13 protein-coding genes and 1 pseudogene are annotated in these 15,766 nt (G+C 44.3%); 6 read left to right on the top strand and 8 right to left on the bottom strand.

Annotated features, from left to right (window positions below; translation table 11 throughout):
* Positions 1-169: 169 nt before the first annotated feature.
* Positions 170-412, top strand: coding sequence for a septal ring assembly protein ZapB (gene zapB / locus EAE92_RS05885; protein ID WP_036780129.1), 243 nt, complete (start codon positions 170-172; stop codon positions 410-412).
* Between the two features lie 68 nt (positions 413-480).
* Here the strand turns inward: zapB and rraA are convergent, their stop codons facing one another.
* The 7 genes from rraA to priA all read right to left on the bottom strand — a co-directional run bounded on the left by rraA (position 481) and on the right by priA (position 8,596).
* A complete protein-coding gene (gene rraA / locus EAE92_RS05880) occupies positions 481-990 on the bottom strand; it encodes a ribonuclease E activity regulator RraA (protein WP_036780127.1) in 510 nt (169 codons plus the stop codon).
* Positions 991-1,136: 146 nt separating this feature from the next.
* Positions 1,137-2,054 (bottom strand): 1,4-dihydroxy-2-naphthoate polyprenyltransferase, encoded by a 918-nt coding sequence (locus EAE92_RS05875; RefSeq protein WP_214067397.1) that lies wholly within the window; start codon positions 2,052-2,054, stop codon positions 1,137-1,139.
* 93 nt (positions 2,055-2,147) lie between these two features.
* On the bottom strand, positions 2,148-3,479 hold the full coding sequence (gene hslU / locus EAE92_RS05870) for an ATP-dependent protease ATPase subunit HslU (RefSeq protein ID WP_036780124.1): 1,332 nt from the start codon (positions 3,477-3,479) through the stop codon (positions 2,148-2,150).
* Between the two features lie 11 nt (positions 3,480-3,490).
* Entirely contained in the window at positions 3,491-4,021 is a 531-nt protein-coding gene (hslV, locus tag EAE92_RS05865; RefSeq protein WP_036780122.1) for an ATP-dependent protease subunit HslV, read from the bottom strand.
* 124 nt (positions 4,022-4,145) lie between these two features.
* Positions 4,146-4,973, bottom strand: a complete 828-nt coding sequence (gene ftsN / locus EAE92_RS05860; RefSeq protein WP_214067396.1) for a cell division protein FtsN — start codon at positions 4,971-4,973, stop codon at positions 4,146-4,148.
* Positions 4,974-5,042: 69 nt separating this feature from the next.
* Positions 5,043-6,071 carry a DNA-binding transcriptional regulator CytR gene (gene cytR, locus EAE92_RS05855; RefSeq protein WP_214067395.1) on the bottom strand — a complete coding sequence of 343 codons (1,029 nt, stop codon included), beginning with the start codon at positions 6,069-6,071 and terminating at the stop codon, positions 5,043-5,045.
* Positions 6,072-6,397: 326 nt separating this feature from the next.
* Positions 6,398-8,596: a primosomal protein N' gene (gene priA, locus EAE92_RS05850; protein WP_214067394.1), complete on the bottom strand. Its 2,199-nt coding sequence runs from the start codon at positions 8,594-8,596 to the stop codon at positions 6,398-6,400.
* Positions 8,597-8,816: 220 nt separating this feature from the next.
* Between priA and rpmE the strand changes: the two genes are divergently transcribed.
* Positions 8,817-9,032 carry a 50S ribosomal protein L31 gene (gene rpmE / locus EAE92_RS05845; protein WP_036780114.1) on the top strand — a complete coding sequence of 72 codons (216 nt, stop codon included), beginning with the start codon at positions 8,817-8,819 and terminating at the stop codon, positions 9,030-9,032.
* 128 nt (positions 9,033-9,160) lie between these two features.
* Here the strand turns inward: rpmE and metJ are convergent, their stop codons facing one another.
* Complete coding sequence (gene metJ / locus EAE92_RS05840; RefSeq protein WP_036780112.1) at positions 9,161-9,478, bottom strand: met regulon transcriptional regulator MetJ; 318 nt, start codon at positions 9,476-9,478, stop codon at positions 9,161-9,163.
* Positions 9,479-9,776: 298 nt separating this feature from the next.
* On the opposite strand from metJ, the gene metB reads away from it, so the two are divergent.
* From metB to EAE92_RS05820, 4 genes and pseudogenes are all read left to right on the top strand, one after another.
* Positions 9,777-10,937 (top strand): cystathionine gamma-synthase, encoded by a 1,161-nt coding sequence (gene metB / locus EAE92_RS05835; RefSeq protein WP_214067393.1) that lies wholly within the window; start codon positions 9,777-9,779, stop codon positions 10,935-10,937.
* Between the two features lie 2 nt (positions 10,938-10,939).
* Entirely contained in the window at positions 10,940-13,375 is a 2,436-nt protein-coding gene (locus EAE92_RS05830; RefSeq protein WP_214067392.1) for a bifunctional aspartate kinase/homoserine dehydrogenase II, read from the top strand.
* A 341-nt stretch (positions 13,376-13,716) separates the two neighbouring features.
* The gene (gene metF / locus EAE92_RS05825; protein ID WP_214067391.1) at positions 13,717-14,601 is read left to right on the top strand and encodes a methylenetetrahydrofolate reductase; all 885 of its coding nucleotides are present in this window, start codon (positions 13,717-13,719) and stop codon (positions 14,599-14,601) included.
* A gap of 628 nt (positions 14,602-15,229) precedes the next feature.
* A pseudogene (locus EAE92_RS05820) lies at positions 15,230-15,643 on the top strand (hypothetical protein); the annotation flags it as partial.
* Positions 15,644-15,766: the final 123 nt, after the last annotated feature.

Genomic DNA, 15,766 nt, shown 5'->3' with positions numbered 1-15,766 from the left:
TCAACAAAATGAGCGAATCCGCATTTATCCGCTATTTTGCTAAAAATTAAAGTGTGAGACACTTTGGGGTTTTTATTTGGTAGTTATTTTTCATGTGTTGGGGATGTTGCTAGACAGGGGCGCGTTGGCTACATACAATCAGACAATTGCTTATAAGGGGGAACCGAGAATGTCATTTGAAGTTTTTGAAAAGCTGGAAGCCAAGGTTCAGCAGGCGATTGATACTATTACCCTGCTACAAATGGAAATTGAAGAATTAAAAGAAAAAAATCGATCTTTGTCTCAGGAAATTCAGAATGCTACCAGCAGCCGTGAGTCTCTGACTCATGAGAATGAGCAATTAAAGCAAGAGCAACAAGTATGGCAAGAACGTTTGCGTGCTTTGTTGGGCAAAATGGAAGATGTTCAGTAATTACAAATTTCCAGCAGACAAATAAGGGCGATCTAAAAAATCGCCCTTAATTCTATTATACGTTACCATCAGATGATCTCATCTTCTTCACTCTCATCAAGTCCCAGTGGCTCTTCGGACAAAATGATACCGGTGTTGTCGGCATACAAATAATCGCCAGAGAAGAAGGTGACACCACCGAAATTCACCCGGATATCGCTTGCGCCGGTTCCTTCATCACGACAGCCAGCAGGAATAGCGGCTATAGCTTGAATACCGAGGTCGAACTCTGCTAGCTGGTCAACCTGACGTACAGCACCGTAAACGACAATGCCTTCCCATCCATTTTGCACAGCGAGTTGTGCCAGCTCAGCGTCAATTAATGCTTGGCGTACAGAACCACCACCATCTACCAGTAAAATGCGTCCATGACCGTTCTCTTCAAGCAGGTCGTAAAGTAACCCGTTGTCTTCAAAGCATTTAACCGTGATGATTTGACCACCAAATGAAGTACGCCCGCCAAAATTGGAGAACATAGGTTCTACCACATTTACTTCTTCTTGATAGATGTCACAAAGCTCGGAAGTATCATATTTCATAGGATTTACGTCTGGTTAAGGTATGGAACGGTAAGTATATCCCTTTCAGGTGGATGTTAGCAAAATCATCAATTATTAAATTGATATTGTTAACAGGTATAGAATGATTAAGTTCAACCTCCCCGGAAAAGCAGCACAAATACTGTCTAGTTAAAAATAAGACCAACTGAAAATAAAATATTAGTCAGTAACGCCGCTTTAACCATCGGTCCCAACATTGGACGCATTCCCTCTGGTGTGGGTTCATTAAGTACATACCACATATGTTTGAACAACCAAGGCAAAGCGAGCAGGAACAGCCAGCCTGACCAGCCAGACGAGTTTTGTACGGTGAATAATGCCAAGCAAAGTATTGCTGTGATTATTAAACAGACGTGATAGTAACGGGCTTTTTTAGGGCCGAGGCGGACAGCCAGGGTGTTTTTGCCATGCTGTTTGTCATCTTCGATATCACGCAAGTTATTGATATTTAAAACAGCAGTAGAGAGAAGACCACAGGCTGTAGCTGGGAGTATGACAACCGAGTCAAAAAAACCTGCTTGAAGATAATAAGTACCGGCAACACTTAACCAGCCAAAGAAAATCAGTACTGAAATATCGCCAAGCCCCATATAACCGTAAGGCTTTGCGCCAACGGTATAGGTAATTGCGGCAATAATTGCTAGCAGGCCAAGTACCAGAAAACCAAAAATATCGCCGGGTTCTTCACAGGCTACGGCAATCAAGGCGCCACCAGACAGGCAAGCTAGCAGGACAATAATCTTCAGCGCTTTTTTCATCTGTGAGGCGGTAATAATGCCTTTTTGCATACCACGTAGCGGCCCTATACGCTTTTCAGTATCACTACCTTTGATAACATCACCATAATCATTGGCGAGATTGGACAGAATTTGCAGTATGGCTGCTGTTAATAGCGCCAGTAAAGCAACCGGTAGCTTGAAATGCCCTGTCCAGGCAGCGAGGGCTGAACCAGTAATAATGGCTGCAAGGGCGAGCGGCAGCGTTTTAGGACGCAAACTTTCCAGCCATGCTTGAGTTTGACTAATGGAGGTTGATGAGTTCATTTCTGCGTTCACTTACTCCTGTAAATTTATAAAAAACAAATGGGAGGCTTGCCTCCCATCTAATTACAGTGGATCAGGAATCGTATACACCGATTATAAGATAAAGCGGCTCAGATCTTCATCTGCAACCAGTTCATCTAGATGCTGTTTAACATAGTCGGCATCAATGTTAACTGACTGGCCTTGGCGTTCGCTGGCTTCGAAGGAGATATCTTCCATCAGTCGTTCAAGCACAGTATGCAGGCGACGGGCGCCGATATTTTCGGTTGATTCATTTACCTGCCATGCTGATTCAGCGATTTTGCTGATGCCATCAGTCGTGAAACTGATATCCATTCCTTCTGTTGCCATAAGAGCTTTATATTGCTCTGTCAGAGATGCGCTTGGTTCAGTCAGAATACGCTCAAAATCTTCTGTAGTTAATGCTTGTAGTTCCACGCGGATTGGCAAACGCCCTTGTAATTCAGGGATTAGATCGGAAGGGCTGGCAACCTGGAATGCGCCTGAGGCGATAAACAGGATATGGTCTGTTTTTACCATGCCGTGTTTAGTGGATACCGTACAGCCTTCCACCAGTGGCAACAGGTCACGCTGAACACCTTCACGGGAAACATCAGGGCCTGAAGTTTGACCGCGTTTACAAATTTTGTCGATTTCATCAATGAAGACAATACCGTGTTGTTCAACGGCATCAATGGCCTGTTGTTTCAATTCTTCCGGGTTAACCAGTTTAGAGGCTTCTTCTTCGACCAGTAGCTTGAAAGCATCTTTGATTTTTAGCTTACGAGATTTGTGTTTCTGACCAGCAAGGTTTTGGAACATAGATTGCAGCTGGTTTGTCATCTCTTCCATGCCCGGAGGCGCCATGATCTCGACGCCTACAGGTGTGGTGGCAACATCAATCTCGATTTCTTTATCATCCAGTTGACCTTCGCGTAGTTTTTTACGGAATGCCTGGCGTGCGGCTGATGGTTCGACTTGCGTCTCTGTTTGTCCCCAGTTATTTTTTGCTGGTGGGATCAGGACATCAAGAATACGCTCTTCTGCCAGTTCTTCCGCCCGATAGCGGTTTTGTTCAATGGATTGCAGGCGAACCATTTTAACCGCGGCATCGGTCAGATCACGGATGATAGAGTCGACTTCTTTACCAACATAGCCAACTTCGGTGAATTTGGTCGCTTCGACTTTGATAAACGGCGCATTTGCCAGTTTTGCCAGGCGACGGGCGATTTCGGTTTTACCTACCCCAGTCGGACCAATCATCAGGATATTTTTAGGCGTTACTTCGTAGCGCAGCGTTTCATCTAGCTGCATACGACGCCAGCGGTTACGGAGTGCGATAGCTACAGCGCGTTTCGCTTTGTCCTGACCAATAATGTGTTTGTCAAGTTCGCTGACAATTTCGCGTGGAGTCATTTCAGACATACTATCTACCCTTACGCTTTTGAAGGAAGTTCTTCGAAGTTGTGATTATGGTTGGTATAAATGCAGATATCACCGGCAATGGTTAGCGCTTTCTCTGCGATTTGTCTGGCACTGAGATCGGTATTTTCCAACATTGCCCGTGCGGCGGATTGGGCGTACGGTCCACCGGAACCAATAGCAATCAGGTCATTTTCTGGTTGAATGACATCGCCGTTACCTGTAATGATTAGAGAGGTATTTTCATCTGCGACTGCTAGCAGTGCTTCTAGTTTGCGTAGCATGCGATCAGTGCGCCAGTCTTTAGCAAGCTCAACCGCCGCTTTGGTTAGATGCCCTTGGTGCATTTCAAGTTTACGTTCAAACAGTTCAAACAGAGTAAAAGCGTCTGCTGTACCGCCGGCAAAACCCGCGATTACTTTGTCATTATAGAGGCGGCGAACTTTACGGACATTGCCTTTCATGACGGTATTACCCATCGTTGCCTGTCCATCACCACCGATTACGACCTGGCCATTACGGCGAACACTTACGATTGTAGTCACGAGTAAGCCCTTGGTTACAAAAATAGATAAATGTGACGCACGGTACTTTCGACAGTGTATACGGCTATCGAAAATACCGTGTGCACGGTGTTTAGCAGTATAGATGGGGGAGAATTATAATTTTTCAACCCCCAGTAACACGGAGAATGCAACCTGATACGCCAACGCCTTTCAGGCGCTCCCGCATTTTTTCTGCGGTGTTTTTACTGTAGGGACCAAGAACCACACGATGCCAGCCATCTCCCGTTGTGATCTGACTCTCAATACCTGCAAATGCCAGATTGGCACGTACTGATTCAGCTTGGTCCATATTGCGGAATGAACCACATTGTAAAATCATACGCTGTGCCTTTTCTACGGGCTTTGGTTTACTGGTTTCAGCCAGTGGTAGCGTTTGCGGCTGAACTGGCTGAGTCTGCATTGATTGTTGCGGTAACGTTTGTTGAGGCTGTGGTTGCGGTCTTGTTTCCTGCGGTTGTTGTGTTTCCGTTGATGGCTTGATGATCACTTGTGAACGCGGTACTTGAACGCCATTGTATGGTACTTCTGGCAGCGAAGTCGCCGGTTGGCGCATATCCGCCTGCATTTGTTCAAGTAACTGCCGTTGCTCGGCGGTTAGCTGAGTTTGTGAATTGATTTGCCCTCCGGATGAAGGCTCACGTGGTGTCTCGATACCAACGGGACGATTTTCCAATTCTTTGATATAGCGCCAGCGTTCTTCCGGTTTTGGCGGTAACCCACTGTTTTGCTGAGAATGTTTTGGCACTACTTCTGATTCGTTTTTCTGTTTATTGTGGGTAATAAAGTAAAGGCCACCAATAAAGATAATGACTAATGCTACCGCGACAGCCAGCGTTGCTTTTGGCAGCCCTTGGGCTTGGTATTTTTTCTTATCGGTATTTTTACGGCGGGTGTTTGAACGCCCGCGACTCACATAATCTCGTTGTGCCACTGTCTAATTCGCTGAGTAATTTAAATAAAAGAAAATAAACGATATGTTACTTAACCTGCGGTTATTTGCCTAGCTTTTAGGCGAACAGGTGCTTTGCCGAATAATTAATTCTGATTCCAGTAACTGAGAACCGCCAGATGTTGTGTGGCCCTGAATTTGATCTAGCAACAGTAACATTGCTTTGTGACCAATTTGGTAACGGGGTTGGCCAACGGTTGTCAATGGCGGATCGCTGTACATGGCTAGACTTAAGTTATCAAACCCAATGATGGATAAATCTTCCGGTATTTTTAAGCCCATTCTTTTAGCCTGCCACATCACGCCAATCGCCATAACATCGCTGTGGCAGAAGATGGCTGTAGGGGGATCTAACAGAGAGAGTAGTTGTTCGGTCAACTTTGCGCCGCTTTCATGGGTAAAATTACCTTGAACAATATAATCTTCACGAATTGTTCCGCCAGAGCGCCGCAGTGCTTGGATATATCCTTGAAGGCGATAGCGGCAAATCGGTATGTTTTCTGGGCCGGAGAGGCAAGCAATGCGTTTATGTCCCAATGTTTGCAGATAATGAGTGGCATTGAATGCGGCGGTCAGATTATCAATATGAATAGTCGGCAGCTCTAGCTCTGGTGCGAATTCGTTCGCCATTACCATAGGTGGTAGGTTTTTTTGCTCTTCTTTGCTGGCATCAAACGGGACATTAGAACCCAGTAACAACAGACCATCAATTTGTTTGGTGACAATCAGGTTGAGAAACGTGTGTTCCTGTTTTTGCTGATGTTGGCAATCACCGATTAAAACCAGATAGCCATGTTCTGCCGCTGTCTCTTCAATGCCGCAAATCACATCAGTGAAAAAAGGATCGCTGATATTTGGCACTATCACTAAAATAGTTTTTGACTCACCGCGTTTAAGATTACGGGATAAGTTACTTGGGTAATAACCCACAGCCAGTACGGCTTGTTCCACTTTTTGTCGGGTCTGGGAAGAAACCTTTTCTGGATTCATGAGTGTTCTTGATACTGTTGCGGTAGAAACGCCAGCCACTTCAGCGACATCTTTCATTGTTGCGGAGGTGCCATTCTTTTTCTGCTCCAAAACTCACTCCTCATTTCCTGACGGGTTAGTTAAATGATTGTCAATTTCTGGTTGCCGGGAAACCGTCAGTGACTTTAAGAAAAGTAATGACATGCGGTTTAAGGTTATGACAATGTTATTAAGGGATCATTCTAAACAGTTTGGCAAATTCATTTATTCCTTAGTTTGTAAAAAAGTGTGATATAAATCATTTATTCGATGTGGCTCGCAAATTAGTGAATAATTTTTCATTGATTACTGATTGTCAGGTGCGATTTTTTAAATAGTAAATAAGAGTATGTTTAATCTGCTCAGGTTATGTGTTTTAAAATAGAGGCAATTAATCGCTAACTGTCTGTTGGATCAACATCGATATTCCATTTTACTTTTCGAATTTGCGGCAAAGTTGTTATTTGTGGATAAACCATCGCCATGATTTTTTGTAAAAAAGTTCTGGATGGATGTTGAATTAATAGTTGCCAACGATAACGACCGCTTCTTTTTGACTGTAATGCAGGAACCGGACCCATGATCCATAAGTTATCATCCCGCAAAGGATGATGTTCGAAAAGTAGGCGCAATTGCTGTAAAAAAGCAGGTGCTTGCTGATTATCGTGATCTTCTGACCGCAAGATAATATGGCTGGTAAATGGCGGCAAAAACACACTTTTGCGCTCATCCATAGCTTGAATAGCGAAAGCATCGTAGCCTTTATTGAGCAAAATTTGCAGTAATGGATGGTCAGGATGGTGAGTTTGAAGAACCACTTCTCCTTGTTTACCAGCTCGACCAGCCCGACCAGAAACCTGTGTATAAAGTTGTGCAAAACGTTCCGCTGCCCGAAAATCTGCTGAAAACAGGGCGCCATCAACATCGAGTAAAGCGACTAAGGTGACATCGGGAAAATGGTGTCCTTTTGCCAGCATTTGAGTGCCAATCAGTATACGGGCGTTTCCAGTGTGAATGTCAGCGAGTTGTTGTTCCAGTGTTCCTTTGCGGCTGGTGGTATCTCTGTCAATGCGGGTAATGGGTATATCAGGAAATAGGGCTGAAATACCGTCTTCAAGCTGTTCTGTGCCAAGGCCGACAGGTTGAAGATGGGTAGAACCGCATTGTGGGCACTGGCGGGGAACGGGGCGTTGGCTGTCACAATAATGGCAACGTAACTGACGATGGTATTGATGCAGCGTGTAATAATGGTCACAGCGCTGGCATTCTGCAATCCAGCCACATTCGTGGCAGAGTAAGGCAGGTGAGTAACCGCGGCGGTTAAGGAAAAGTATGACTTGATTGTTGGCTTGTAGATGTTCTTCAATACGCTTTATTAGTGGTTGAGATAACCCGACTTTGAGTGGTAAACCTTTTAAGTCCAACAGATGTTGAGTCGCTGGTTGAGCATAGCCTGCTCGTTTGGATAATGTCAGCGGGCGGTATTTGCCTTGTTGCACATTGTAAAGTGTTTCCAATGCTGGGGTCGCAGAACCCATGATCACCGGGATATTCTCTTTTTTTGCTCTAAATACCGCTAGATCACGGGCATGATAACGCCAGCCCTCCTGTTGCTTATAAGAACTGTCATGCTCTTCATCAATAATGATGATGCCAAGACCGGCGAAAGGGGTAAATAGGGCTGATCGTGTACCGATGACAATGGCGTTCTCACCCTGTTTCGCCCGTAGCCATACAGCAAGGCGTTCACTGTCATTCAGGGCTGAGTGAAGAACATCAACCGGCGCGTTGAAACGTTCACGGAAACGACGGATGGTTTGGGGTGTCAGGCCAATTTCTGGTACAAGTATCAGCGCTTGTTTACCTTGTGCCAAAATATTCTCCAGCACACTGAGATAAACTTCTGTTTTACCTGATCCGGTGATGCCTGCCAGTAACCAGGGAGAAAATTGCTGGTCTTCTGCGCGGATAGCTCCGACTGCTGTGGCTTGTTCGGTATTTAATTTCAGGCGTTCGCCGGTGATTTGGAAGTGATTTCGCCAGTTCTCATATCTAGGTTGCACAGGGTATAAATCGATAAGTGACTTCTTTTTGAGCGCCTGAAAAGCGCTTTCACTCAGTTCCAGTTCTGTAATCTGGTGGCGATATATTGCCTTACGGCGTAGGGTTGCCAGTACCTGCTGCTGTTTTGGTGAGCGTTTCAGTTGAGCCAGCGGTAATTCAGCACCGGCTGGAGTAATTTGCCATTGCCATAATGGGGCTGGTTCCGCGGGTTTTCCCTGACGAAGTAGTACCGGCAATGCATGGAACAGGACTTCACCGATGGGGTAATGGTAATAGTTGGATGCCCAGAGTAATAGTTGCCAAAGATTTTCTGAAAATAAGGAGCGAGTATCAAGAATAGATTCTATGGTTTTCAGTTGTTCTGCTGGAATATCACTGTTGTCAGCTATCCCGGTAACGATACCAATAGCTTTACGTTTGCCAAAAGGGACTGTTACCCGCATTCCTGCAACGGGTAATTGACCTTCTGTGGGCAACAGATAGTCAAAAGAGCGGGTAAGAGGGACAGGCAGAGCAACCTGAACGACAACCATAAAATTATTCCGTAAAATCAAAGGGTAAGTTAGAGTATAATCAAAAATTGATTATAGAGTACCATAGGTGTTGAGTGGATTTCATTGCGAGATAGGCAGATCTTCTGTATGATCCGCCGCCTTTGGTATAGAAGATACCAAACTCATTTTATCAACACGACGTGTGGTGTCTGGCGGCAACAGGGCTGGATAGCGACACGGCCTTAACAGAGGTTATCCCATGAAAAAAGGTATTCATCCTAAATATGAAGAAGTTACTGCAACCTGCTCTTGCGGTAATGTAATGCAAATCAGATCTACCGTTGGTCACGCTCTGAACTTGGACGTATGCGGCCAATGTCACCCATTCTATACGGGTAAACAACGTGATGTTGCTACAGGTGGTCGTGTTGATCGCTTCAAGAAACGTTTCAACGTTCCAGGTGTCAGCAAGTAATTGCAGAATTGCGCCTGTCTGTAACGGCAGGCCAACTGGTACTAACGCCCGGTGTTTTGCATCGGGCGTTTTGTATTTTAGCCATATAAAAAATCCCTGAATTTCTACAGGAGTTTTTTGCGCTACTATCAATATTCCCAGGTATCGGGATCAATACCTAATTCCCGCATGATCTTTTTGGCAGCCTCTGGGATTTCATCATTACGTTCTTTGCGTAAATCAGCATCATCGGGCAGTGGTTGCCCAGTAAATGCGTGCAGGAATGCTTCACACAGCAATTCACTGTTGGTCGCGTGACGCAGGTTGTTTACCTGGCGACGGGTGCGTTCGTCAGTGAGGATCCTCAACACTTTCAAAGGAATTGAAACTGTGATTTTCTTCACCTGTTCGCTTTTTTTGCCATGTTCAGCATAAGGACTGACATATTCACCGTTCCACTCAGCCATGGGGTACCTTAAATAGTCGTAAAATCATAAAATTAAGCCAGATAACAACACCAGCTTTCGTTGTAACATATTGCCATTTTATCGTGATTTCCTTATCAATTATACAGTTATAGTATATGCGATAAACTAATGGCTATTAATAAATAAAGAACAAATAAAGCAGCATTAGTTATGATGAATAATTATCCCATTGCTTAATCTAACCGTAAAGAAGTTTAGATGTCTAGATGTGTTGACGTCTATTGTGGTAGCGGATATTCTTCACTGACTTAATTTATAACAGACAGTGGTAGCTGATATGACACGCAAACCGGCAACAATAGCAGTTCGCAATGGGCTGAATACTGATGAACAGTATGGCTGTGTTGTTCCGCCTATTTATCTTTCCAGCACATATAATTTTACAGATTTTAATCAGCCAAGAACGCATGATTATTCCCGCAGGAGTAATCCAGGCCGTGATATGGTGCAACGGGCGTTGGCTGAGTTGGAAGAGGGAGCGGGTGCTATCATGACCAGCAGTGGAATGTCAGCCATTCACCTGTTATGCACGGTTTTCCTTAAGCCCGGCGATCTGTTGGTTGCTCCTCATGACTGTTATGGCGGCAGCTACCGCTTGTTTGATAGCCTGAGTCAACGCGGTGCTTATGAAGTGGCTTTTGTCGATCAGAGTGATGAACAGGCATTAAAGCAAGTATTGTCCAAAAAACCAAAGTTGGTCTTGATTGAAACGCCCAGTAATCCTTTGTTACGTATTGTCGATATTGCCCATATATGCCAACTTTCCCATGAGGTAGGTGCGACAGTTGTTGTTGATAACACTTTCCTGAGTCCGGTATTACAGAAGCCTTTGGCGTTGGGGGCAGATCTAGTTGTGCATTCCTGTACTAAATATCTTAACGGACATTCTGATGTGATTGCCGGAGCCATTATTGCAAAGGATGAAGCGGTTGCAACGGAACTCGCTTGGTGGGCGAATAATATTGGTGTAACCGGCGCCGCGTTTGATAGTTACCTGTTATTGCGTGGCATGCGTACTTTATCGCCACGGGTCTTGCTACAGCAAAAGAATGCATTGGAGATTGTCGATTATCTTCAACATCAACCGTTAGTGAAAAAACTTTTTTATCCGGCTTTGAAAGATCATCCAGGGCATGAAATTGCTTGTAAACAACAATTTGGTTTTGGCGCAATGATAAGCTTTGAGTTGGATGGTAATGAACAAGCGATACGCTGTTTCCTGTCTGAATTAAAGTTATTTACTTTGGCGGAATCATTGGGCGGAGTGGAAACCTTAATTTCCCATACGGCTACCATGACTCACGCTGGAATGTCGGCACAGGCAAGGGCGGAAGCGGGGATTACGGATTCACTATTGCGTGTTTCTGTGGGTATTGAAGATAGTCAGGATTTAATCGCTGATTTGGAAAATGCATTTCAAGCAGTAGTAAAGGAGTGACCATGAGTGCACTGGCAGTTGCAACGGCGGAAAATGGCCGCCAATTACATAAGTTTGGTGGAAGCAGTCTTGCGGATGTGAAATGTTATCAACGGGTAGCTAAGATTATGGCTAATTACAGCCACCCCGGTGATTTAATGGTGGTATCCGCGGCAGGCAGCACGACTAATCAGTTAATTAATTGGCTTAAACTTAGCCAGAACGACCGTATTTCCGCCCATCAGGTACAGCAGGTTCTGCGCCGCTATCAGCAGGATCTGATTAGAGGTTTATTACCTGAAACTGTTGCTGAAGAGTTGGTGAAGCGTTTTATTGCTGATCTTGAAAAATTAAGCGCATTACTGGATAAACCGGTTAGTGATGTGACTTACGCAGAAGTGGTGGGACACGGAGAGATCTGGTCCGCACGTTTGATGTCAGCGGTGCTTGAAGACCAGGGTATTCCTAGCGCTTGGGTGGATGCCCGCCGGTTTTTACGCGCAGAGCGAGCGGCTCAACCACAAATCGACGTTACCCTTTCCCAGCCGTTGTTAAATCAGTTGTTAACTCAAAATCTAAATAAGCGACTGGTCGTGACCGGTTTTATCTCCAGTAATCATGATGGAGAAACGGTTTTATTGGGGCGGAATGGCAGTGACTATTCTGCAACTCAAGTCGGGGCTTTGGCAGGGGCGAGACGGGTAACCATCTGGAGTGATGTTGCTGGTGTGTACAGTGCTGATCCGAGAAAAGTCAAAGATGCCTGTTTGTTGCCGCTATTGCGTTTGGATGAAGCCAGCGAGCTTGCCCGTCTTGCCGCACCTGTGCTGCATACCCGTACCTTACAGCCTGTTTCCATCAGTGATATTGATTTGCTATTACGTTGCAGCTACCAGCCGGAGCAAGGTTCAACGCGTATTGAAAGAGTTTTAGCTTCTGGAACTGGCGCAAAAATTGTTACTAGCCATGATGATGTTTGCCTGATTGAGTTGCACGTGGCTGCTCATCATGATTTTAAGCAGATATACAAAGATATTGATCTGTTGTTAAAACGGGAACAAATTCGTCCACTGGCAACAGGTATCCATCCAGACTGTAATTTGATTCAGCTCTGTTACACTTCCGAAGTGGTGAATAGTGCGCTGGGTGTGTTGGAAGATGCTGCGCTTCCGGGGAGACTTTCCCTACGAGAAGGTCTGGCGCTGGTGGCGTTGGTTGGGGCTGGTGTATGCAAGAACCCATTACATTGCCACCGTTTTTATCAACAACTTAAAGATCAGCCGGTAGAATTTATCTGGCACGCGGAGGATGGTATCAGCCTTGTCGCTGTGCTGCGGACTAATCAGACTGAACATGTGATTCAGGGGCTGCATCAGAGCTTGTTCCGTGCTGAAAAGCGGATTGGTCTGATTTTGTTTGGTAAAGGAAATATCGGCTCCCGTTGGTTGGAGTTATTTGCTCGTGAGCAGAAAAATATTTCGGCTCGCAGTGATTTTGAATTTATTCTGGCTGGTGTGGTGGATAGTCGTCGGAGCTTACTGGATTATCAAGGGATTGACGCGAGTCGAGCATTAGCTTTTTTTGATAATGAAGCGACAGAATATGATGTTGATGAGTTATTTCTGTGGATGCGAGCGCACCCTTATGACGATCTGGTAATCTTGGATGTGACCGCTAGTGAAGAACTAGCTCGATGTTACAGAGATTTCGCCAGCTATGGTTTCCATGTTATCAGCGCCAATAAAATTGCAGGCGCTTCCAGTAGCAGCGACTATCGCCTTATTCGCGATGCATTTGCTAAAACAGGTCGTCATTGGTTTTACAATGCGACAGTTGGCGCGGGCTTACCGATCAACCATACAGTGAGAGATTTACGGGAGAGTGGCGATACCATTTTATCCATTAGCGGCATTTTCTCCGGTACATTATCTTGGCTGTTTCTGCAATTTGATGGTTCAGTACCATTCAGTGATTTAGTCGAACAGGCGTGGCAACAAGGATTGACAGAACCTGATCCGCGTATTGATCTGTCTGGTCAGGATGTGATGCGCAAATTGATTATCCTTGCCCGTGAAGCAGGGTATGAGATTGAGCCGGAGCAGGTGCGTGTTGAGTCATTGGTTCCGAGAGAAGCAGCATCAGGTTCTATTGAACAGTTCTTTGATAATAGCGGTGCGATCAATGAACAAATGGTACAACGATTGGCCGCAGCGCAGGAAATGGGCATGGTGCTGCGTTATGTTGCTCGTTTTAATGCGAATGGTAAGGCAAAAGTGGGTGTTGAGGCGGTGCGTCCTGATCACCCATTGGCTTCCTTGCTACCGTGTGACAACGTGTTTGCGATTGAGAGCCGTTGGTACCGCGATAATCCGTTGGTGATACGTGGGCCGGGGGCGGGTCGTGATGTGACCGCCGGAGCGATTCAGTCGGATCTTAACCGTTTGTCACAACGGCTTTAAGTTTTATAACCTTCATTGATTGATCAAATGTGATTTCCTTCGCTTGATACTTGAGGTAGCGAGAGGGGGGATGTCCTGAACAGGGCATCTTTCCTCATTGCTGTTTTAGGCATCGATCTGTAAGCCGATATAAACAAAGCCAAAGATTGCTTGATGAATTTTTTTCCGATTCAGGGTGAATATTCCTCACCGATTTAACTCAACTTTGTTGTTGACTAAAAAATGCCGATCCCTCATCTTATTTAGACGTCTAAACGTATAGGTGTTTAGAAGTGTAAACGAGAATAACTGGCAAATTATTGAGATGGGAAATTATTCCGCTTGTTAACGAGGTGCAGGGTATGAGTTTTTTTCACGCAAATCAGCGAGAAGCGCTGAATCAGAATCTGGCTGAACTGGAAGGACAGATCCGTGTTTCATTTGAATTCTTTCCACCGCGTACAGCCGAGATGGAAAAAACCTTGTGGAAATCCATTAATCGCCTGAGCACCCTCAAGCCTAAATTTGTTTCCGTTACTTATGGCGCTAACTCTGGCGAGCGTGATCGTACCCACAGCATAATCAAGGGAATAAAAGAGAAAACTGGCCTTGAAGCGGCTCCGCACCTTACCTGCATTGATGCCAGCCGAGATGAGTTATGTGAAATTGCCCGTGATTATTGGAAAAATGGTATTCGCCATATTGTGGCTTTACGGGGTGATTTACCGGAAAACAGTGAAAAACCCAAAATGTATGGGTCTGATCTGGTTGAGTTGCTTAAGAAAGAAGCTGATTTTGATATTTCCGTTGCTGCTTACCCTGAAGTTCATCCAGAAGCAAAAAGTTCTCAGGCTGATTTGATTAGCTTGAAACGAAAAATTGATGCGGGTGCGAACCGGGCTATTACCCAATTCTTCTTTGATGTGGAAAGTTACCTGCGTTTTCGTGACCGCTGTGTGGCTGCCGGGATTGATGTAGAAATTGTACCGGGAATTTTGCCGGTATCCAATTTCCGTCAGCTTAAACGTTTTGCTGTAATGACCAATGTGCGTATTCCTAGCTGGATGACCAGAATGTTTGACGGGCTGGATGATGATCCTGAAAGCGCTAATTTGGTTGGTGCTTCTATTGCGATGGATATGGTGAAGATTTTAAGCCGCGAAGGTGTGAAGGATTTTCATTTTTATACCTTGAACCGCGCGGAACTGAGTTATGCAATTTGTCATACTTTGGGTGTTCGTCCTTAATCGTTGGCTCTTACTAAGGAAATTCCTTGGTAAGAGCGTGTTTTTTTATCTATTGCATTCTTACAAAGTATAAATTTTTATTTTCCATCTGGATAATTAAGGTTAATTTATTTTTGATATTTTATAAAGTTGAATGAATGGAAGAATTATGATGGTAATTAATAAAATTTTGTTATTAATTAAGTCATTAAAGATAAATTATAGTAAATGACGACGTTGGTTATAACGTCTTTATAATATATTTCACATGATTATCACTTTCTCAGTCTCTTTATTAGGAATAAAATTAACTAATTTTTTATCATCTCGTATAAAATCCCGCATCTTGGTAAACATCAACAATTACCATATCATTTTTTAACACTCCAACGTAAAAAAATATGTTTGTGGCTTTCCCTTCTGGGCTGATAAATATATTTCCCATGCCTGATATCATTATGTGGCATTTTGTCGTATTCACTATTTCATACCAACCAAATTAGAGGATGAATCATCCCTATGGGTGTTTTCAGGCGATATTATTTCAATAATATTCGTCCGTGTTTTTGATCCCTAACCTGTTAATACTGCACATTTGCAGTTGGTCTCTGTTTGCCTGCTGCAATAACATTATCAATGAGAGACAATTATGCAAAACTCATTATCAAGCACTATCGATACTATTTGTCAGAAACTGCAATTAACTTGTCCGGCGGAAATTGCTTTGTATCCCTTTGATACTTTCCGGGAAAAAACTCGGGGAATGGTTAATTGGGGGGAAGCAAAACGGATTTATGAAACTGCACAAACGGAACAGGATAGAAACCTACTTCATGAAAAACGTATTTTTGCCTATGCTAATCCGTTGCTGAAAAACGCTGTTCGGTTGGGTACCCGGCAAATGTTGGGTTTTATACAAGGTTATAGTGATCTGTTTGGTAATCGTGCTGATAACTATGCCGCGCCAGGCTCGGTTGCATCGATGTTCTCACCGGCGGCTTATTTGACGGAATTGTACCGTGAAGCCAGAAACTTGCATGACAGCAGCTCAATTTATTACCTGATTATCACTTAAATTCAGCTCCCATAGGCGTATACTTAAAATAAGTCTGTGTGGAGGTAAATGAAAATGGCTAAAAATCAGATTCAATTCCAAAAAGGCATTTCTATTCATGAGTTTATTTCA

Origin of the sequence: Photorhabdus hainanensis (assembly GCF_018448965.1) — a bacterium.
In the GTDB taxonomy this organism is placed as follows: Bacteria; Pseudomonadota; Gammaproteobacteria; order Enterobacterales; family Enterobacteriaceae; genus Photorhabdus; species Photorhabdus akhurstii.
Note: the sequence above shows the minus strand (reverse complement) of the source record. Positions and strands in the feature narration are given on the sequence as shown.

What these genes read in the sequence shown, in the direction of transcription:
- zapB (WP_036780129.1), top strand. Translation starts at nt 170, where the DNA reads ATGTCATTTGAAGTTTTTGAAAAGCTGGAAGCCAAGGTTCAGCAGGCG.
- rraA (WP_036780127.1), bottom strand. Translation starts at nt 990, where the DNA reads ATGAAATATGATACTTCCGAGCTTTGTGACATCTATCAAGAAGAAGTA.
- EAE92_RS05875 (WP_214067397.1), bottom strand. Translation starts at nt 2,054, where the DNA reads ATGAACTCATCAACCTCCATTAGTCAAACTCAAGCATGGCTGGAAAGT.
- hslU (WP_036780124.1), bottom strand. Translation starts at nt 3,479, where the DNA reads ATGTCTGAAATGACTCCACGCGAAATTGTCAGCGAACTTGACAAACAC.
- priA (WP_214067394.1), bottom strand. Translation starts at nt 8,596, where the DNA reads ATGGTTGTCGTTCAGGTTGCTCTGCCTGTCCCTCTTACCCGCTCTTTT.
- rpmE (WP_036780114.1), top strand. Translation starts at nt 8,817, where the DNA reads ATGAAAAAAGGTATTCATCCTAAATATGAAGAAGTTACTGCAACCTGC.
- metJ (WP_036780112.1), bottom strand. Translation starts at nt 9,478, where the DNA reads ATGGCTGAGTGGAACGGTGAATATGTCAGTCCTTATGCTGAACATGGC.
- metB (WP_214067393.1), top strand. Translation starts at nt 9,777, where the DNA reads ATGACACGCAAACCGGCAACAATAGCAGTTCGCAATGGGCTGAATACT.
- EAE92_RS05830 (WP_214067392.1), top strand. Translation starts at nt 10,940, where the DNA reads ATGAGTGCACTGGCAGTTGCAACGGCGGAAAATGGCCGCCAATTACAT.
- metF (WP_214067391.1), top strand. Translation starts at nt 13,717, where the DNA reads ATGAGTTTTTTTCACGCAAATCAGCGAGAAGCGCTGAATCAGAATCTG.